The organism is Paenirhodobacter ferrireducens, assembly GCF_004022265.1.
Lineage (GTDB): Bacteria > Pseudomonadota > Alphaproteobacteria > Rhodobacterales > Rhodobacteraceae > Rhodobacter > Rhodobacter ferrireducens.
Window position 1 is genome coordinate 62,979 of record NZ_SAVB01000020.1, and the last position, 18,401, is coordinate 81,379.

Consider the following 18,401-nt stretch of genomic DNA (forward strand, 5'->3'; position numbering starts at 1 on the left):
CCCGTCTCCTGCTAGACCGATGCCTGCACCCTTAGCACGGCCCAGGCGAGCACGGCATAGCGCCCGCCCTTCGCCGCCGTCACGATCACGAGAAAGCGCCACAGCGGCTCGCGCAGCACGCCGGCGGCAAGGGTCAGCGGATCGCCGACGATCGGCAGCCAGGCGCCGAGCAGGCTCCAGTGCCCCCAGCGGCGATACCAGCCCGTCGCCCGGCCGAGCGCCACGCCCGAGACCGGAAACCAGCGCCGCCCGGCATAGCGGATCAGGAAGCGGCCAAGCGCCCAGTTGATCGCCGCGCCAAGGACATTGCCCGCCGTTGCCACCACCAGCAGCAGCGAGACCGGATGGCCGCCGGCCAGGATCAGCCCGCTCAGCACCGCCTCGGATTGCGCCGGGATCAGCGTCGCCGCGACCAGTGCCGCAAGAAAGAGCCCCGTCAGCGCCATCATCCGAACTGCCCCGCCTCCCGCCCTTTGCCGCCGGCACGCCCCGGCGCCCCTTCGTCGCCGAAAACCCCGCCGAAGGCCAGCCCGGCACGCGCCGATCGGCCGCGGAGGAAAACCGTCGACCGGACCGGCCGCGAGGCGTAGGCTGGGTCCGTTGGAAAAGGAGGATGCGATGCGAACGGTTCTTCTGCTGGCCTTGGTGCTGACGCTTGCCGCCTGCGGCGACAGCGTGCCGCTGGTGCCCTTCATCTGAACGCAGCAAAAAGGCGGCCCGAAGGCCGCCTTTCGCGTCTTGTCGGTGCCGCGCGGCTTACGCCTGCAGCGGGCGAACGACGATGTCCCCCTCGGCCCGGCTCTTCATCGCCGCCACTGCCGCGATCGAGGCCGCGGCCGTGGTGAAGTAGGGGATGTGGTCGTGCAGCGCGACGGCACGGATCGAGCGGCTGTCCGAGATCGACTGCGTGCCCTCGGTGGTGTTCATCACCAGCGCGATCTCGCCGTCCTTCAGCCGGTCGACGATGTTCGGCCGGCGCTCGTAGACCTTGTTCACCAGCTCGGACGCGACGCCCTTCTCCTGCAGCCAGGCATTGGTGCCGCGGGTCGCGACGATGGTGAAGCCCATGCCGATCAGGTCGCGCATCGCCTGCGCCAGCTCGTCCGACTTGTCGGCATCCTTGATCGACAGGAAGACGCGGCCGCTTTCGGGCAGCTTGGTGCCGGCGCCGAGCTGTGCCTTGAGGAAGGCGCGCGGGAAGTTGCGGTCCCAGCCCATGACCTCGCCGGTCGAGCGCATTTCCGGCCCGAGCAGGGTGTCGACGCCCTGGAAGCGGGCGAAGGGCAGCACCGCCTCCTTCACCGAGAACCACGGCGTGATCGGGTCGGCAAGGGTCAGCGAATCGGCCAGCGGCAGCGGCGTCTCCGGCCCCACATCCGCCGGATAGGGCGCGCGGTGCGGGAAGGCCGACATCGGCTCGCCCGCCATCAGCCGCGCCGCGATCGAGGCGATGGCCGAGTCGGTCGCCTTGGCGACGAAAGGCACGGTGCGCGAGGCACGCGGGTTGACTTCGAGAACGTAGATCACCCCGTCCTTGATCGCGAACTGCACGTTCATCAGGCCGACGACGTTCAGGCCCCTGGCCATCAGCACGGTCTGGCGCTTCACTTCCTCGATCAGCTCGGGAGAGAGCGAATAGGGCGGCAGCGAGCAGGCGGAGTCGCCCGAGTGGACGCCGGCTTCCTCGATGTGCTGCATGATGCCCGCGACATGCACGGTCTCGCCATCCGAGAGCGCGTCGACGTCCATCTCGATCGCGCCCGAGAGGTAGCTGTCGAGCAGCACCGGGCTGTCGCCCGAGACCACCACCGCGGTGGTGATGTAGCGCTTGAGCTGTTCGAGATCGCGCACGATCTCCATCGCGCGGCCGCCCAGAACGTAGGACGGGCGGATCACCAGCGGATAGCCGACGCGGCCGGCGATCTCGAAGGCCTCGGCCGCCGAATGGGCGATGCCGTTCACCGGCTGCTTCAGGTCGAGCTCGTTCAGCAGCTGCTGGAAGCGCTCGCGGTCCTCGGCCAGGTCGATCGCGTCGGGCGTGGTGCCGAGGATCGGGATGCCTTCGGCTTCGAGCGCATTGGCGAGCTTCAGCGGCGTCTGGCCGCCGAACTGCACGATCACGCCGTGCAGCGTGCCGTTCTCCTGCTCGACGCGCAGGATTTCCAGCACCGATTCGAGGGTCAGCGGCTCGAAATACAGACGGTCCGAGGTGTCATAGTCGGTCGACACGGTCTCAGGGTTGCAGTTGACCATGATCGTCTCGTAGCCGGTCTTGCTGAGCGAGAAGCAGGCATGGCAGCAGCAATAGTCGAACTCGATGCCCTGACCGATGCGGTTCGGGCCACCGCCGAGGATGACGACCTTCTTGCGGTCCGAGGGCCGCGCCTCGCATTCGACATCGCCCATCGCCGGAGCTTCGTAGGTCGAATACATGTAGGGGGTCTGGGCCTCGAATTCGGCCGCGCAGGTGTCGATGCGCTTGAACACCGCCTTGACGCCGAGGTTGCGGCGCGCACGGCGCACCTGCGCCTCGTCGCGGCCAGTGAGCTTCGCGAGACGCTTGTCGGTGAAGCCCATCATCTTCAGCTTTCGCAGACCTTCCTCGGTCAGCGGCAGGCCCGACTTGCGGATCTCGGCTTCGACCTCGACGATCTCGCGGATGCGGGCGAGGAACCAGGGATCATAGCTGGTCGCGACGTTGATCTCATCGTCGCTCAGCCCGTGCCGCATCGCCTGGGCGATGATCCGGATCCGGTCGGGCGTCTGGTGCGACAGCGCCTTGACCACCGCGGCCTTGTCCGGTGCGCCGGGGATCTCGATCTCGTCAAAGCCCGACAGCCCGGTCTCCAGCGAGGCCAGTGCCTTCTGCATCGATTCGTGGAAGGTGCGGCCGATCGCCATCGCCTCGCCCACCGATTTCATCGCGGTGGTCAGGTCGGGTTTCGAGCCCGGGAACTTCTCGAAGGCGAAGCGCGGGATCTTGGTCACGACATAGTCGATGGTCGGCTCGAAGCTGGCCGGCGTCACCTTGGTGATGTCGTTGTCGAGCTCGTCGAGGGTATAGCCGATGGCCAGCTTCGCCGCGATCTTGGCGATCGGGAAGCCGGTGGCCTTCGAGGCGAGCGCAGACGAGCGCGACACGCGCGGGTTCATCTCGATCACGACCATGCGGCCGTCCTTCGGGTTGATCGCCCATTGCACGTTCGAGCCGCCGGTCTCGACGCCGATCTCGCGCAGCACGGCAATCGAGCCGTTGCGCATGATCTGGTATTCCTTGTCGGTCAGCGTCAGCGCCGGGGCGACGGTGATCGAATCGCCGGTGTGCACGCCCATCGGATCGACGTTCTCGATGGCGCAGACGATGATCGCGTTGTCCGCCTTGTCGCGGACGACCTCCATCTCGTATTCCTTCCAGCCCAGAAGGGATTCGTCGACGAGGATCTGCGCCACCGGCGAGGCATCGAGGCCCGAGTGGCAGATCTCGATGAAGTCGTCGCGGTTGTAGGCGACGCCGCCGCCGGTGCCGCCCAGGGTGAAGGCGGGGCGGATGATCGCCGGCAGGCCGATGTGCTCGAGCTCGGCCAGCGCCTGCTGCACGCCCGCGTTGATGTCGAAATGCCCGTTTTCGAGCTTCGGTGCGGTGATGATCGTGGCCTTGGGGTTCTCGAGGCCGATGCGGTCCATCGCCTCGCGGAACAGCTTGCGGTCCTCGGCCATCTCGATGGCCTCGCGGTTGGCGCCGATCAGCTCGACGTTGAATTTCTCCAAAACGCCCATGTCGGCAAGCGCGAGCGCGGTGTTCAGGCCGGTCTGCCCGCCCATCGTCGGCAAGATCGCGTCGGGGCGTTCCTTCTCGATGATCTTCGCCACGACCTCGGGAGTGATCGGCTCGATATAGGTCGCGTCGGCCATCTCCGGGTCGGTCATGATCGTCGCCGGGTTCGAGTTCACCAGGATGACCCGGTAGCCCTCTTCGCGCAGCGCCTTGCAGGCCTGGGCGCCCGAGTAGTCGAACTCGCAGGCCTGGCCGATCACGATGGGGCCCGCACCGATGATGAGGATGGACTTGATGTCGGTTCTCTTCGGCATGGTGACCCCTATTTTTTGCGACAGGTTTGCAGCAGCGAAACGGGGCCAGCAGGCCCCGCGCAAATTGATGGGCGTTATAGTCAGACCGGCGCGCGGCGCAAGGGTGAAAGGCGCGGCCTCACCCCTTCGGATGTCGGGAAAGCGCCACAACGGTCGCGGCGAGGGTCACGAGCCAGGACAGGCAGATCAGCGCCACATAGCGGAAGGTGCCGTCGGCATCCGCCGGGAAGAACGACAGGACGGCATCGGAATTGGCGAGCAGGAGCTGTGCCAGCACGATCAGTGTCGCCCCGCGCCCCAGACCGGAGCCGAGAGCCGGCGCAATCAGCATCGGCAGGACGAAATAATGCAGCCAGCTGACCGGCCCGAAGACGGCAAGACCGATCGACAGGCCAAGCAGCCCCAGCGTCACCGCCGCCGGCCCCGGCCGCCGGACAGCCAGCACCGCCGCAGGCAGCGCAATCAGCAGGGCCACCACCGCGGCAACCGGGCCGAGCCAGCGCGGCAGGGCGACAAGCGCCGCCTCTCCGCCGGGCATCCAGACAAAGGTGCCGGGCATCTCGCCCGCCGGCAGCAGATCAAGAAGCAGAAGCCGCAACGACGGGTTTCCCCTTGCCCAGACGGAGTTCTGCCCCGCCCGCCCGAGTTGCTCGAGAAACGCCTGGTGCAACCCCGTCCCCATCAGCGCGAAAGACGCAAGCGCCAACGCGGCAAGCCCTAGCGCCAGCACTACCAGCGCGCGCGGCCGACGCGCCTGCACGCAGAGCAGCGCATAGACAAGCGGCGTGAGCTTGATCGCGGCAGCGACAGCCAGCACGCCGCCCGCAAGCCGCGGCCGTTCCCGCAGACAGGCCACCGCCAGCAGCACCAGAAAGGTGACGCCGATGGTCGGCTGGTTCAGATACAGCGACGCACGTACCGGCGCCGACAGCGTCAGCACCGCCAGCCCCCAGCCAATGAAGACGAGGCGCGGCATGCCATCCGGGCGCGCGATCCGCTCGGCCAGCAGCACCGAGCCAGCCAGCAGCGCGACGTGCAGGGCCAGGAACAGCCGGAAGAACGCGATCGGTTCGAGCCAGCCCGTCACCGGCGCGATCAGCCCGGCCCAGAGCGGCGGATAGACATAGGGGAAGCTGAGCCCTGCCGGGGGGCCGCCATGGGCGAGATGCGCCGCGATCCAGCCCGGCGGGGTGCCGCCGAAGAACTGCGCAGGCGCGTCATAGACCAGCGCGTCCTGACCGATGGCGTGAAAATGCCCGGCGAACCACAGGGCGGCCAGATCGCTGCTCCAGATATTTGCCGCCAGAAACCAGGCCCAGATCGACCAGACAAACAGCATCACCGCCGTGAGAACCGCTTCGCGGCGGCGCTGAACCGGCGGGACGGAACCGGTGTAGGAGAAAAGAGTCGCAGACATGAAAATCTCATTCGCGGAAAATCCTGCGCCGCGTCTGCCCGGAGAATGCGGCCGATCTTTGGCACCCGGGCCCGAAAAAGCCCGCTCACCTGACTGTGCAGGCCATCAGGCGACACTGTCATGCGGCTCGCGCTTGACTTTGCCGCGCCTTCGCGGTTGATCGGGCCGGAATCCGCCATGCCCGTTGAAAGGGGAGCCTCATGCACGCCTATCGCAGCCATACCTGCGCCGCGCTCACCGCCGCCAATGCCGGCGAAACCGTCCGTCTCTCGGGCTGGGTGCACCGGGTGCGAGATCACGGGGGCGTGCTGTTCATCGACCTGCGCGACCATTACGGCATCACCCAGATCATCTGTGACGGCGACAGCCCCGCCTTCGCCGCGCTCGAGAAGGTGCGCGCCGAATGGGTGATCCGCATCGACGGCACGGTGAAGCCGCGCGCCCCCGAGCTGATCAACCCGAAGATCCCGACCGGCGAGATCGAGGTCTACGCCCGCGAGATGGAAGTCCTCGGCGCCGCCGACGAGCTGCCGCTGCCGGTCTTCGGCGATCAGGACTACCCCGAGGAAACCCGCCTCGCCTATCGCTTCCTCGACCTGCGCCGCGACAGCCTGCACCAGAAGATGATCCTGCGCTCGAACGTCGTGCGCTCGCTTCGCAACCGGATGTGGGACGCGGGCTTCAACGAGTTCCAGACCCCGATCATCACCGCCTCCTCGCCCGAGGGCGCGCGCGACTTCCTCGTGCCCTCGCGTCTGCACCCGGGCAAGTTCTACGCCCTGCCGCAGGCGCCGCAGCAGTTCAAGCAGCTGATCATGGTGGCGGGCTTCGACCGCTACTTCCAGATCGCGCCCTGCTTCCGCGACGAGGACCCGCGCGCCGACCGCAGCCCGACCGACTTCTATCAGCTCGACATCGAGATGAGCTTCATCGAACAGGAAGACGTCTTCGCCACGGTGCAGCCGGTGGTGCAGGGCATGTTCGAGGAATTCGGCACCGGCAAGACCGTCGACCCGGTCTGGCCGAAGATCGCCTACAAGGACGCGCTGCTGTGGTACGGCTCGGACAAGCCCGACCTGCGCAACCCGATCAAGATGGCCGATGTCAGCGCCCAGTTCCGCGACTCGGGCTTCGGCATCTTCGCCAAGCTGCTCGAGACCGAGGGCACCGAGATCCGCGCGATTCCCGCGCCGACCGGCGGCAGCCGCAAGTTCTGTGACCGGATGAACGCCTTCGCCCAGGCGAACGGCCTGCCGGGCATGGGCTACATCTTCTGGCGCAAGGCCGAGGACGGCACGATGGAGGCCGCCGGCCCGATCGCCAAGGCCCTTGGCGCCGAGCGCACCGAGGCGATCCGCACCCAGCTCGACCTGAACGAGGGCGACGCGGTGTTCTTCCTCGGCGGCAAGGCCGAGCAGTTCGAGGCGGTCGCCGGCAAGGCCCGCAACGAGATCGGCCGCGAGCTGGGTCTGACCGAAGAAGGCGTGTTCCGCTTCTGCTGGATCGTCGACTTCCCGATGTACGAGAAGACCGACGACGGCAAGATCGACTTCTCGCACAACCCCTTCTCGATGCCGCAGGGCGGTCTCGAGGCGCTGCAGGGCGACCCGCTCAAGGTGCTCGGCTATCAGTACGACCTCGCCTGCAACGGCTACGAGCTGATCTCGGGCGCGATCCGCAACCATGACCTCGACACCATGTACAAGGCCTTCGAGATCGCGGGCTATCCCGCCTCCGAGGTCGACAAGCGCTTCGGCGGCATGGCGAAGGCCTTCAAGTTCGGCGCGCCGCCCCACGGTGGCTGCGCCATGGGCATCGACCGTGCGGTGATGCTGCTGGCCGACGAGTCGAACATCCGCGAGGTCATCATGTTCCCGATGAACCAGCGCGCCGAGGACCTGATGATGGGCGCGCCGAGCCTGCCCACCAACGATCAGCTGCGCGAACTGCGGCTGCGCGTGCTGCCGAAAGAGGCCTGAGGCGCTTTCTCGCGCAGCTCACGCCGGATTGAGCGGAAGGGCGCCGGGTTGATCCCCGGCGCCCTTTCCTTTTGCCCGCGTTTCTGGCGCAATCCGGGGAAACAGCCCCGGAGGTGGTGATGGAGTTCTCGACCCTGGCGCCGGTGCGGTTCGGCTTCGGGCTCTCGCCCCGGCAGACGCCCCCGGCTTCCCCCGACGAGATTCTGGCGGCGCTGCGCGGCCCGGACCTGCTGGCACAGCGCTGGCCCGGGCTGACGACGCAGGAGGCGCTGCAAATGCGCGACGAGTTCCTGCGCCTGCGCAAGGCCGAGGCACAGAATGTTCCGGGCGCCACCGAGGACTTCAAGCGTCAGCGCCAGGCGATCGACCGCAGCAATGTCGGCGGGCTGCAGATCGCGCTCGCCCGCGCCGTCGAGGATCCGACGGGCATGCGCGAGCGCCTGCATGCCTTCTGGCGCAACCATTTCACCGTGCGCGCGAAACGCACGCCGGAGGCACCGCTTGCCACCGCCCATGGCGAGGCGCTGCGCCCCGAGATCACTGGCAGTTTCCCGGCCCTGCTGCGCGCCTCGACACTGCATCCGATGATGCTGATCTACCTTGATCAGATCGCCTCTTTCGGGCCGGATTCGAAGCGCGCGAAGAAGCGCCCCGATCTCAAGCTCGGGCTGAACGAGAACCTCGCACGCGAGCTGATGGAGCTGCACACGCTCGGCGTCGGTGGCAGTTATACCCAGGACGACGTGCGCCAGCTGGCCGAGCTCCTGACCGGACTGCGGGTGATGGCCGAGGAGGGCACGACCTTTGCCCCCGACTTCGCGGAACCCGGCGCAGAAACCGTGCTCGGCCATGCCTATGGCGGCGACCCGGCCAAGATGGCGGACATCGTGCAGGTGCTGACCGCGCTCGCCCTGCACCCCGACACCAGCCGCCACATCGCCACCAAGCTCGCCGTGCATTTCGTCGGCCCCGAACCAGATCCGGCCCTGACCGGCGCGATGTCCGAGGCCTATCTCGGCGCCAAGGGGCAGCTGCTGCCGGTCTACGAGGTGCTTCTGACCCACCCCGCGGCACAGGGGGGGGGCTTCCTCAAGGTGCGTCAGCCCTTCGACTATATCGCCACCGGGGTTCGCGCCATGGGCTTCGACGGCAAGGCCGTGATGGCCTTCAACGGGCCGCAGATCCGCCGCCACGCCTTCAAGCCGCTGCGCGACATGGGGCAGCGATGGCTGGGCGCGCCGGCACCGAACGGCTGGCCCGAGGCGGCAGAGGAATGGATCTCGCCGCAACAGCTTGCGGCCCGGATCAACTGGGCGCTGAAGGCCCCCGCCGGCTTGCAGGCGAAACTGCCCGAGCCCGCCGATTTCGCCCGCGCCGCGCTCGGCCCGCGGCTGAGCGACCTTGTCGCCCAGGCCGTGCCGCGCTCGGAAAGCCGGCCCGAGGCGGCCGCGCTCGTGCTCGCCTCTGCCGAGATGAACAGGAGATAACGCCATGCTGTCCCGTCGCTTCTTCCTGCAGGGCGCGGCCATCGCCGGCTGTTCGGCCGCCGCCCACCCGTTCATGAGCTCGGTCACCCTGGCCGCCGTGCCCGGCGAGCAGCGCCTTGTCGTCATCATCCTGCGCGGCGCGATGGACGGGCTCGACATCGTGCAGCCCTATGGCGATCCGCTGCTGGCGCAGCTGCGCCCCGACTTCCCGGTCGGCCCCGACAAGGGCGCGACCGACCTCGACGGCTTCTTCGCGCTGCACCCGGCGATGGCCGAGCTGATGCCCTTGTGGAAGACCGGCGAGCTGGGCTTTGCCCATGCCGTCTCCACCCCCTACCGCGACAAGCGCAGCCATTTCGACGGGCAGGACATGCTCGAGGCCGGCACCGGCATGGACGTGCCACTGTCGATGGTGCGCGACGGCTGGTTGAACCGGCTGTTGCAGCAGATGCCCGGCGCGCGGGCCGAGACCGCCTATTCCGTCGGCGACGACGAGCTGAAGATCCTGTCCGGCAGCGCGGCGGCGCTGTCCTGGGCGCCCGACGCCTCGCTGATCCTGTCTTCGCAGGGGCGGACGCTCCTTGACATGATCTATCACGACGACCCGCTGTTCCGGCAGGCCGCAAGCGAGGCGATGCAGATCACTGACGGTGGCGACAATGCCGAGGACGGCACGACCGACCCGGACAGCCCTGACCTGATGGCCGAGCCGATGATGGCGGCCCCGGCGGACGGCATGGCGGCGCCCGGGGCCCCCGCGCCGCTCAAGGGCGCGGTCGGGGCGGCGGCCTCGCTCGCCGATTTCGCCGCAAGCCGGCTGCGCGGCGAGACCCGGATCGCCGCCTTCTCGCTCAATGGCTGGGACACGCACCGCGGCCAGGAGGCCGCGATCCGCGGCCCGGCAACGCAGCTTGCCGCGATGGTGACCACGCTCAGGCAGCAGCTCGGCCCGGTCTGGGACAAGACGCTGGTGCTCGGCATGACGGAGTTCGGCCGCACCGCGCGGCAAAACGGCACCCGCGGCACCGATCACGGCACCGGCGGTGCGATGCTGATGGCCGGGGGTGCGCTGAAGGGGCGCAAGGTCTATGGCAAGTGGCCGGGGCTGGCGGATGCCGACCTCTACGCCGGGCGCGACCTGATGCCCACGGCGGACATCCGCGCCTATGCCGGCTGGGCGCTGCGCGGCATGTATGGCGTGCCGGTGGATGTGCTGGAAAAGTCGATCTTCCCGGGGCTCGACATCGGCGCCGACCCGCGCTTCCTCGCCTAATCTCAGGCGAAGAAGGCGCTGTAGAGCGTGCCGGCGACCGAGATCGTCAGGCTCAGCGCACCAAGGGTGAAAACCGCCCAATGCGTCGCCCGGATCAGGCTTTCGTCGGTGAACAGGCGAATAGCGTGATCCTTCATCGTCTCTGGCTCCGTCTTTGACCGGGCCAGAGTCGCGCCCGATTGCGGCAGGAATCGGGAGCCATTCGCACCGTTTGGCGGCAATTGCGGAGGATGGCGTGGCACGCTAGCGTGACCGCGACAGCCAGCAAACGGGGGACACCATGGCGACGAAGCACTTTGGCACGCCGCTGCCGGACTGGGAGGCCCCGCCTGCCCCCGATGCCACGCTGCTCGAAGGCCGCTATGCCCGGCTCGAACGGCTGGAGGAACGCCATGCCCACGCGCTGTTTCGCGCCAATGCCACCGATGACGCGATCTGGGATTATCTGCCCTATGGCCCGTTCCCCTCGGAAGCGGGCTATATCCGCTGGCTCACCGACATGGCGGCACTGAACGATCCGTATTTCTTCACCGTGATCGACCGCGAGACCGGACAGCCTGGCGGCGTGATGGCCTTTCTGCGCATCGCCCCAGCGATCGGCACGATCGAGCTCGGCCACATCTGCCTGTCGCCGCAATTGCAGCGCAGCCGGGCCGCGACCGAGGCGATGGTGCTTTTGATCAGCTGGGCCTTCGGTTCTGGCTATCGCCGCTTCGAGTGGAAATGCGACGCGCTCAACCTGCCCTCGCGCTGCGCGGCCGAGCGGCTGGGGCTGAGCTATGAAGGCACTTTCCGACAGGCGACGATCGTCAAGGGCCGCAACCGCGACACCGCCTGGTTCGCCGCGACCGATGGCGACTGGCCGGCGCTGCTTGCGGCCTTCGAGGCCTGGCTCGATCCGGCGAATTTCGACGCCGAGGGGCGGCAGCGCGAAAGGCTGTCGGACCTGACGCGGCTGGTGCGGGTGAGTTCGGACCCGGTGCTGGCACCCCTGCCCGGCTGATGGTCTAGAACACCGCGGCGCCGTCGAGCCGCGCCTGCACGAGGCCGCACAGCTGCGACACCGCCGCGGGCGTGGGCCGCCGCCCCGCCGCAGCCTCGGCCGCCGTCTCGAGATCCTCGTCGTGGCAGGCCCGCGCGAGCCCCGCGACGAATTGCGCAGCATAGTCGGTCGCCGCCGCGTCGCCGCGCGCCGCCAGAACCTCGGCCGCGTGGCTGAGATCGTCGCGCAAGGCCAGCGGATCGGGGATGACGGTGTCCTCCCCGCCCTGCGGCGTCACCGTGCCGCGCACCTCGCTGGGCAGCACCGACAGCATCGCCTGCTGAAACAGCGCCAGGCTTTCCACCGGTTTCGGGAGGAAGGCGTCGGCCCCCGCGCGCAGCGCCTCGGCCGCGCGGGCGGGATCGCCCGAAAGCCCCAGCACCGCCGGCACCGGCACGGCCAGCGCCTTCGCCTCGGCGATCAGCTCGGTCCCCGAACCGTCGGGCAGGCCGATATCGACGATCAGTACCGCCGGGCGATAGGTCTGCAGATGGCGCCGCGCCGCGCGCAGGCAATCGGCGCGGCGGATCCGCGCGCCCGAGCGCACGCACATCAGACGCAGCGCCTCCGAGGCGAAGCGGCTGTCCTCGATCACCAGCACGGTCAGCCCGAACAGCGGGCGCAGCCAGCTGGGCGGGCCGGCGGGCAGGCTGGGGCTCATGGCGTCGGGCATCGGCGTCATCCCTGGCAGAGGAATCGCGGGTCTGCCCACTAGAGCCGATTTCGCCTAACGGCCGGTTAAGCCCGCCACGCGACGCTTGCATCGTGCTCCGCGCCCCCCTATGCCCAAGGAAACCGAACGGAGGAGCCCATGATCGGACGTCTGAACCATGTCGCCATTGCCGTGCCCGACCTCGAGGCGGCGGCGGCGAAATACCGTGACACCCTCGGCGCGAAAGTGAACCCGCCGCAGGACGAACCCGACCACGGCGTCACCGTGGTGTTCATCGAACTGCCGAACACCAAGATCGAGCTGCTCTATCCGCTTGGCGAGAATTCCCCGATCCAGGGTTTCCTCGACAAGAACCCCTCGGGCGGCATCCACCACATGTGCTTCGAGGTCGAGGATATCCTGGCCGCGCGCGACACGCTGAAGGCCACCGGCGCGCGCGTTCTGGGCACCGGCGAGCCGAAGATCGGCGCGCATGGCAAACCTGTGCTGTTCCTGCATCCGAAGGACTTCAACGGCTGCCTGATCGAGCTGGAACAGGTCTGATGAACCTCACCGGCGGCATCGTCCTTTTCGCCGTGATCTGGTTCATGGTGTTCTTCGTGGTGCTGCCCGTGCGCTTTCGCAGCCAGGAGGAGGCAGGCGAGGTCGTTCCCGGCACGCCCCCCTCTGCCCCGGCCGATGCGCAGATCGGCCGCAAGGCAAGGATCACCACGCTGATCGCCGTGCCGATCTGGGCCGCGATCGCGGCGGTGATCCTGTCGGGCGCAGTCTCGATTGCCGATCTCGACTGGTTCGGCCGGCTCGGGCGCTGAGCGCTCAGCGCCCAGCGCGCAGACGGCTCAGCACCGCGGTGTGACAGCACCAGTCCGGCACCGCCGCCGTCGGACCGTCGCGCTCCGACAGGAAATCGAGGCACCCCTGCGCCCCCGGGCAATCGCGACAGCGCTCGACCATGCGCGCAAGCTCAGCCTGGCTTAACCGCCCCTCCTGCATCGCCTCGCTCAGGGTCACCCCCATCCGGCGGGCCATGCCGCGGGTGATCCAGAAATGCAGATCGAGCCCTCCCTGAATTCCCATCCGCACCTCCCTCGCTCACTCGGCGGCAACCGCCCCGTCGCCATCTCCGAGCGCATCGCGCAGCCGCGCCAGCATGAGCCGGTTGTTGCAGTAATGCGGGGCAGCCGCGGCCGCGCCCCCCTCGGCATCCTCGGGGGCCGGGCGCTCGGACAGCCAGACCGTGCAGGCCTCGGGCGCCGTGCAGCCGGTGCAGCGCACCACCGCCTCGCGCCAGTCCTCGCCGGAGAGTTTGCCCCGGCTCATCGCCTCGGTCAGATCGACACCCAGAACCTGGGCCATGCGGTTCACCAGAGCGGCGTGGCGGTTGAGAGTCTTCGCTCCGAACATCGGCTTTTCCTTTCCGGCGGGATCATCCAGACGGTGCCGGAAAGCCCGACGCGGCGCCATGATTCAGATCAAGCCTTGCCCGGCGGCCCGGCGCGCGCAGCTCAGATCCGGCCGCTGCGCAGCTCCGCCACGGTCTCGCGCGCCACGTCGACACGCAGGGCATTGGCCGGGTGCGAACCAAGGAACACGTCCCCGGGATCCGGGATGCGGGCGAAGAACTGCGCGCCCTTCAGCGGGTCATAGCCCGCGTCCCAGGTGATGATCGTGCCAAGCCGGTCGGCCTGCAGCTCGTAATCCTTGGAATAGGCCCGGCTGCCGACGGTGGCGCCAATGTCCTGCGCATGCGAGATCTGCGTCGCATCCGCGCCCGAGGCGGCGGCGAGCACCCCGAGGATCATCGCCCCCGCCGCGGCATCCTCGCTTTTCGACTGCAGGTGGCCGAGGATATGATGCGCCGCCTCGTGGCCCATGACGAAGGCCAGCTCGTCGGCATTGCGGGCCTCGGCAATCAGCGCAAGGTTGAAGGCGACGACCGGATGCCCCGCCTTGTCCACCGTCTGGAAGGCATTGGGCGAGCGGTCGGGCCGGTCGTCGACCATGATGCGATAGTCGCAATCGCGGCTGCCACGGGTGCGGGCGCGGCATTCCGCCTCGATCCGCGGCTCCATCGCCTCGGCCACGGTGATGAAATTCGAGGCTGCCTCGCGCGGGGTCAGCCGCGGCGGCGCCACGGCGGCGACCGTCGCGACCGGAGCCGGGCGCGTGTCGACAGGCTGCGGCGCCTCGCAGGCCGCCAGGGTGAGGATCGCGAGAAGGACCGCCAGCGGACGGCCAGGGGAATGCAGCATGATCAGGGCCCGACAGGCGCGCCCCACGGCACGCCAACCGCCTCACATTAGCCATCACCGCGGCCGGCGCAAAGCCCATGCGGCGCCATCACCGAAATGTTTGCCCTTCCCCGCCGCGGTCCGGCGCGCTAGCATGGTGCCATGTTCACCATCGAGCACGAATTCGACGCCACCGTGATCACCCTCGTCGACGAGGGAGACGATCCGCGCGACTACCTGCAGGAAGACATCACCATCCAGTCCTTCGAGGATTGTGTGGTGCTCGAGCAGGTCGACGACCAGACCGAGGCCGTGCACCGCATCGTCTTCTCGCATGCCCAGCTGCGCGAGCTTGCCGCGGCGCTGAACCTGCCCGAAGGCGTCTACCGGCTGCGCGCGACCGAGAAGACCGAGAAAAAGTGAGGGGGCGCTGCCCCTTCGGTCTCAGTCGAGCCGGAACACCTTGTCGCGCGCGGTCTGGCCGCGCACGAGGGTGAGCCGGCTCTTGGCGACTCCCAGTGCCTTTGCCAGCAGCTTTGCCACCGCCGCATTCGCCTTGCCATCCTCGGGCACGACGGTGACATAGGCGCGTAGCCCCTCCTCCGCCACGACGATCGCGTTGCGCGAGGCCTTGGGCGTCACCCTCAGGGCGATTTCCGTGCCGGGCACGGCGAGATGGGCAAGATCGGTCATGCCCCTTCCTAACCGCCCCCGCCGGCGCGGAAAAGTCCGCCGCAGCGTTGCAATCGACGTTTTCCGCGCCGATATGGGGAGGCAGCAGAAGGAGATCCGCGATGGATATCGCCACGGGCACCGTCAATCCCGCCACGCGCAACGAGGAGGCGCTGCGCTTCCTGCTCACCCGCCGCTCGCGGCCGCCGAAGACGCTGGTGGCGCCCGCCCCCGACCGCGCCGCGCTGACCGAGATCCTGACCGCCGGGCTGCGCGTGCCCGATCACGGCAAGCTCGAACCCTGGCGGCTGATCGTGTTGGAACGGCCCGCGCTCGAACGGCTCGCCGCCGCCGCCGGCACCTATGCCGAAGCCCATGCAATCCCCGAACGCGACGCGGCGAAAGGCGTCGGGCAATTCGCGCAAAGCCCGCTCTGCATCGCGATCATTGCCGTGCCGCGCCCGACCGACAAGGTGCCCGCGATCGAGCAGACGCTTTCGGTCGGTGCCGTGGGCGTCAGCCTGGTGAATGCCGCGCTCGCCGCGGGCTGGGGTGCGGGCTGGCTCACCGGCTGGGTCGCGCATGATCCGGGCTTTGCCGGCCCCGCCCTGGACCTTGCCCCCGGCGAATGGGTTGCGGGCTATGTCCATATCGGCACCGAGACCCTCACGCCCCCCGAACGCCCCCGCCCCGACTTTGCCACCGCCGTCACCTGGGTTTCCGCATGATCGTTTCCGTCTTTCTGCGGGGCTGGGAGGATCTGCTCCGTCCCGGCGCCCTGAAGATCGTGGGCCTGGGCGTGGCCCTGTCGCTCGGCCTTTTCGTCGCGCTCTATTTCGCGCTGCTTTGGGTGATGGGCTGGGTGCTGCCCGACACGCTCACCCTGCCCTGGATCGGCACCGTCACCTGGCTGCGCACCGCCGCCGACTGGGCGACGCTCGGGCTGATGATGTTCGCCTCGATCTTCCTGATGGTGCCCGTCGCCTCGGCCTTCACCGGCTTCTTCCTCGAGGACGTGGCCGAGCTGGTGGAAAAGGAGCATTACCCGAACCTGCCCGAAGTGCGAAAGCTGAGCTTCCTCGAGGGGCTGGGCGACACCGTGCGCTTCTTCGGCGTCATCATCGTCGCGAACCTTCTGGCGCTGATGATCTATCCCTTCGTCATCCCCTTCGCGCCGCTGCTGTTCTTCGGGATGAACGGCTATCTGCTCGGGCGCGAATATTTCCAGATGGCCGCACTGCGGCGGATGGACCGCGGCGCGGCCCGCGCGCTCTACGATCGCAACCGCGCCACCGTCTGGGCGACCGGCGCGCTGATGGCGCTGCCGCTGTCGATTCCGATCCTGAACCTCGTGGTTCCGGTGGTGGGCGCCGCCGCCTTCACCCATCTCTTCCACCGCCTCGCGCGGCGCTGAGCGCCGCCACATTTGCAGGCAGCTGTGCCGCGGCCCCTGCCGCGACGCAGCGTCAGCCGGCAACACATTCCGAAATTCGCAGATGATTGATGCAAATCAAGGCCGCGCGGGTGTGGCCATGGCACCTGCACGCCATGACGTGAACAGGAGAACCCCATGAGCTACAAGGCGAAAATCGACGATATGCGCGGCGAACTGCGGGTGATGGGCAAGCTCATCCCCGACGCGATGCAGGGTTTCGGCACGCTGTCGAAAGCGGTGAAGGACAACGGCGAGCTCGACCTCAAGACGAAGGAATTCGTCGCCCTCGGCATGGCCGTGGTGCTGCGCTGCGAGCCCTGCATCATGTTCCACACCGAAGCGCTGATGAAGGCCGGCGCCACCCGCGAGGAGCTGGGCGACGTGCTGGCGATGGCGATCCAGATGGGCGGCGGCCCGGGCGTGATGTATGCGGGCCATGCGCTCGGCTGCTGGGACGAGCTCGCCGCCAAGGCCTGAGCCCCCTTCCCCGGAAAATCGACGGGCCCGCGACGGAAGTTGCGGGCCCTCGCGTTTTTCCATCAAGCGATTGATGAAAGGACGCAGATCATGCACCGCCTTCTCTCCCTCTCCGCCGCCCTCGCGCTCCTCGCCGGCGCAGCACAGGCCCAGACCGTCATCCCCGGGGACCAGTTCATGACCCAGTGGGATCTCGACGGGAACGGCCAGGTCACCCTCGCCGAGGCCCGCGAGCAGCGCGGCAACATCTTCGACATGTTCGACGCCGACGGCAACGGCCGCTACTCGGAGGACGAGATCAAGGGCATCGACGAGCACAAGCTCGCCCAGATCGAGGCCGGCATGGGGCCCGGCCACCAGATGCCTGCCGGCATGACCCCGCCCGCCGGCCGTGGCCCCGGCAAGGGGCCCGGCAACGGCCAGGGCATGGGCCCAGGCCTGACCCGCCCGGCCGAGGACGGGTTGCGGATGTTCGACGCGAATCAGGACGGCACCCTCACCCGTGATGAATTCGTCGCCGGCACCGATGGCTGGTTCGCGATGCGCGACCGAAATCGCGACGGCGTGCTGACCACGGCCGACTTCGGCCGCGGCAACTGAGCACCGTCGCGCAAAAATCCGCTGCTCCCGCCCGGCTGCCCCCGTGACAGCCGGGCGTTTTTGCGCGATTCTGTCAAAAAACAAAGGAGGCGCAGATGGGGCAGTATCTTGCGTGGATGATGATGGGCGTGTCGGCCGTGGCGCTGACCGCCTGTGGCGGCGGGCGCGACAGCGGCCCGAGCCGGGGTCGGCTGATGGCGCCCGACAAGCTGAATGCCGCGGCGTTCAGTGCCTCGGGCCTGCCGTCGCGCTTCGGCGACACGGCGCCGCATGAATGGGACGGTCTGGTGCCGGCGCTCTACTCGGTGCACGGCATCGACGCGGCGCGCTATCAGGGGATGATCGACTGGTCGACCGCGCGCAATGCCGGCGTCAGCTTCGCCTGGCTGAAGGCAACCGAGGGCGGCGACCACATCGACCCGGGCTTCGTCGCCAACGCGCCGGGCGCGCGCTCGGCGGGCGTTCCGGTCGGCGCCTATCACTTCTACTACTTCTGCCGCACCCCCGAGGAACAGGCGAAGTGGTTCATGCAGAACGTGCCGCATGTGCCGGGCGACCTGCCACCCGTGCTCGACATCGAGTGGAATCACCAGTCCTCGTGCAAGCGCAAGCCCGACCCGCTGACCGTGCGCACCGAGATGGCGCGCTTCGTCAATATCCTGAACAAGCATTACGGCACGCTGCCGGTGATCTACACCACGCCCGACTTCTACGCCGACAATGATCTCGGCCAGATGCACGGTGCCGAATTCTGGCTGCGTACCGTCGCTGCGCACCCGTCCGAGCGCTATCCGGGCGAGGACTGGTCGTTCTGGCAATATACCGGCACCGGCGTGGTGCCGGGCGTGGGCGGCAATGTCGACATCAACGCCTTCGGCGGCTCGCCCGAAAGCTGGTCGCGCTGGCTCTCCGCCCGCCGGCAGTCCTGAGACAGAAACCGCAACAGAAGACGGGGGGCGCTGCCCCCCGGCCCTGACGGGCCTCCCCCCGAGGTATTTCTGGCAAGGCGAAAGAGGGAGGGGCCGG

Annotated in this window: 21 protein-coding genes; 12 read left to right on the plus strand and 9 right to left on the minus strand. The window is 68.3% G+C overall.

Translation table 11 applies throughout. The features are described 5' to 3' along the window. Positions 1-11: 11 nt before the first annotated feature. The 3 genes from EOW65_RS14355 to EOW65_RS14365 form a co-directional block, all read right to left on the minus strand. The gene (locus EOW65_RS14355) at positions 12-449 is read right to left on the minus strand and encodes a YqaA family protein (RefSeq protein WP_128150547.1); all 438 of its coding nucleotides are present in this window, start codon (positions 447-449) and stop codon (positions 12-14) included. Positions 450-756: 307 nt separating this feature from the next. Next, positions 757-4,089 carry a carbamoyl-phosphate synthase large subunit gene (gene carB / locus EOW65_RS14360; RefSeq protein WP_128150548.1) on the minus strand — a complete coding sequence of 1,111 codons (3,333 nt, stop codon included), beginning with the start codon at positions 4,087-4,089 and terminating at the stop codon, positions 757-759. Positions 4,090-4,207: 118 nt separating this feature from the next. Further along, a complete protein-coding gene (locus EOW65_RS14365; protein WP_128150549.1) occupies positions 4,208-5,506 on the minus strand; it encodes a glycosyltransferase family 87 protein in 1,299 nt (432 codons plus the stop codon). Positions 5,507-5,706: 200 nt separating this feature from the next. Here EOW65_RS14365 and aspS point away from each other — a divergent pair, with 200 nt between their 5' ends. The 3 genes from aspS (at position 5,707) to EOW65_RS14380 (ending at position 10,245) form a co-directional block, all read left to right on the plus strand. Next, on the plus strand, positions 5,707-7,485 hold the full coding sequence (aspS, locus tag EOW65_RS14370; protein ID WP_128150550.1) for an aspartate--tRNA ligase: 1,779 nt from the start codon (positions 5,707-5,709) through the stop codon (positions 7,483-7,485). A gap of 119 nt (positions 7,486-7,604) precedes the next feature. Further along, positions 7,605-8,972: a DUF1800 domain-containing protein gene (locus EOW65_RS14375; RefSeq protein ID WP_128150551.1), complete on the plus strand. Its 1,368-nt coding sequence runs from the start codon at positions 7,605-7,607 to the stop codon at positions 8,970-8,972. 4 nt (positions 8,973-8,976) lie between these two features. Next, positions 8,977-10,245, plus strand: coding sequence for a DUF1501 domain-containing protein (locus EOW65_RS14380; RefSeq protein ID WP_128150552.1), 1,269 nt, complete (start codon positions 8,977-8,979; stop codon positions 10,243-10,245). A gap of 2 nt (positions 10,246-10,247) precedes the next feature. Here the strand turns inward: EOW65_RS14380 and EOW65_RS20405 are convergent, their stop codons facing one another. Continuing rightward, positions 10,248-10,382, minus strand: a complete 135-nt coding sequence (locus EOW65_RS20405; RefSeq protein ID WP_276319605.1) for a hypothetical protein — start codon at positions 10,380-10,382, stop codon at positions 10,248-10,250. A 143-nt stretch (positions 10,383-10,525) separates the two neighbouring features. On the opposite strand from EOW65_RS20405, the gene EOW65_RS14385 reads away from it, so the two are divergent. Beyond that, positions 10,526-11,248, plus strand: a complete 723-nt coding sequence (locus tag EOW65_RS14385) for a GNAT family N-acetyltransferase (RefSeq protein WP_128150553.1) — start codon at positions 10,526-10,528, stop codon at positions 11,246-11,248. 4 nt (positions 11,249-11,252) lie between these two features. Here the strand turns inward: EOW65_RS14385 and EOW65_RS14390 are convergent, their stop codons facing one another. Next, positions 11,253-11,948 (minus strand): response regulator, encoded by a 696-nt coding sequence (locus EOW65_RS14390; RefSeq protein WP_240664703.1) that lies wholly within the window; start codon positions 11,946-11,948, stop codon positions 11,253-11,255. A 150-nt stretch (positions 11,949-12,098) separates the two neighbouring features. On the opposite strand from EOW65_RS14390, the gene mce reads away from it, so the two are divergent. Together mce and EOW65_RS14400 are read left to right on the plus strand one after the other, a co-directional pair. Further along, positions 12,099-12,503, plus strand: a complete 405-nt coding sequence (gene mce, locus EOW65_RS14395; protein ID WP_113899752.1) for a methylmalonyl-CoA epimerase — start codon at positions 12,099-12,101, stop codon at positions 12,501-12,503. Further along, positions 12,503-12,772 carry a DUF1467 family protein gene (locus tag EOW65_RS14400; protein ID WP_128150556.1) on the plus strand — a complete coding sequence of 90 codons (270 nt, stop codon included), beginning with the start codon at positions 12,503-12,505 and terminating at the stop codon, positions 12,770-12,772. The genes mce and EOW65_RS14400 overlap by 1 nt, the downstream gene beginning before the upstream one ends. A gap of 4 nt (positions 12,773-12,776) precedes the next feature. Here the strand turns inward: EOW65_RS14400 and EOW65_RS14405 are convergent, their stop codons facing one another. The 3 genes from EOW65_RS14405 to EOW65_RS14415 form a co-directional block, all read right to left on the minus strand. After that, on the minus strand, positions 12,777-13,037 hold the full coding sequence (locus tag EOW65_RS14405) for a DUF6455 family protein (RefSeq protein ID WP_128150558.1): 261 nt from the start codon (positions 13,035-13,037) through the stop codon (positions 12,777-12,779). A gap of 15 nt (positions 13,038-13,052) precedes the next feature. Next, positions 13,053-13,364 (minus strand): DUF6455 family protein, encoded by a 312-nt coding sequence (locus EOW65_RS20135; protein WP_206364074.1) that lies wholly within the window; start codon positions 13,362-13,364, stop codon positions 13,053-13,055. Positions 13,365-13,465: 101 nt separating this feature from the next. Continuing rightward, entirely contained in the window at positions 13,466-14,212 is a 747-nt protein-coding gene (locus EOW65_RS14415) for a M48 family metallopeptidase (RefSeq protein WP_128150560.1), read from the minus strand. A 141-nt stretch (positions 14,213-14,353) separates the two neighbouring features. Here EOW65_RS14415 and EOW65_RS14420 point away from each other — a divergent pair, with 141 nt between their 5' ends. Further along, positions 14,354-14,614 (plus strand): hypothetical protein, encoded by a 261-nt coding sequence (locus tag EOW65_RS14420; protein WP_113899756.1) that lies wholly within the window; start codon positions 14,354-14,356, stop codon positions 14,612-14,614. Between the two features lie 21 nt (positions 14,615-14,635). Here the strand turns inward: EOW65_RS14420 and EOW65_RS14425 are convergent, their stop codons facing one another. Next, a complete protein-coding gene (locus EOW65_RS14425; RefSeq protein ID WP_128150562.1) occupies positions 14,636-14,884 on the minus strand; it encodes a DUF167 domain-containing protein in 249 nt (82 codons plus the stop codon). Positions 14,885-14,985: 101 nt separating this feature from the next. Between EOW65_RS14425 and EOW65_RS14430 the strand changes: the two genes are divergently transcribed. The 5 genes from EOW65_RS14430 to EOW65_RS14450 all read left to right on the plus strand — a co-directional run bounded on the left by EOW65_RS14430 (position 14,986) and on the right by EOW65_RS14450 (position 18,304). Then, positions 14,986-15,591: a nitroreductase family protein gene (locus EOW65_RS14430; protein WP_128150564.1), complete on the plus strand. Its 606-nt coding sequence runs from the start codon at positions 14,986-14,988 to the stop codon at positions 15,589-15,591. Beyond that, positions 15,588-16,277, plus strand: coding sequence for an EI24 domain-containing protein (locus EOW65_RS14435; RefSeq protein WP_128150566.1), 690 nt, complete (start codon positions 15,588-15,590; stop codon positions 16,275-16,277). The genes EOW65_RS14430 and EOW65_RS14435 overlap by 4 nt, the downstream gene beginning before the upstream one ends. A gap of 156 nt (positions 16,278-16,433) precedes the next feature. Continuing rightward, on the plus strand, positions 16,434-16,775 hold the full coding sequence (locus EOW65_RS14440; RefSeq protein ID WP_128150568.1) for a carboxymuconolactone decarboxylase family protein: 342 nt from the start codon (positions 16,434-16,436) through the stop codon (positions 16,773-16,775). Positions 16,776-16,865: 90 nt separating this feature from the next. Next, on the plus strand, positions 16,866-17,375 hold the full coding sequence (locus EOW65_RS14445) for an EF-hand domain-containing protein (protein WP_128150570.1): 510 nt from the start codon (positions 16,866-16,868) through the stop codon (positions 17,373-17,375). Positions 17,376-17,470: 95 nt separating this feature from the next. Beyond that, on the plus strand, positions 17,471-18,304 hold the full coding sequence (locus EOW65_RS14450) for a GH25 family lysozyme (RefSeq protein WP_128150572.1): 834 nt from the start codon (positions 17,471-17,473) through the stop codon (positions 18,302-18,304). The last annotated feature ends 97 nt before the right edge of the window (positions 18,305-18,401 follow it).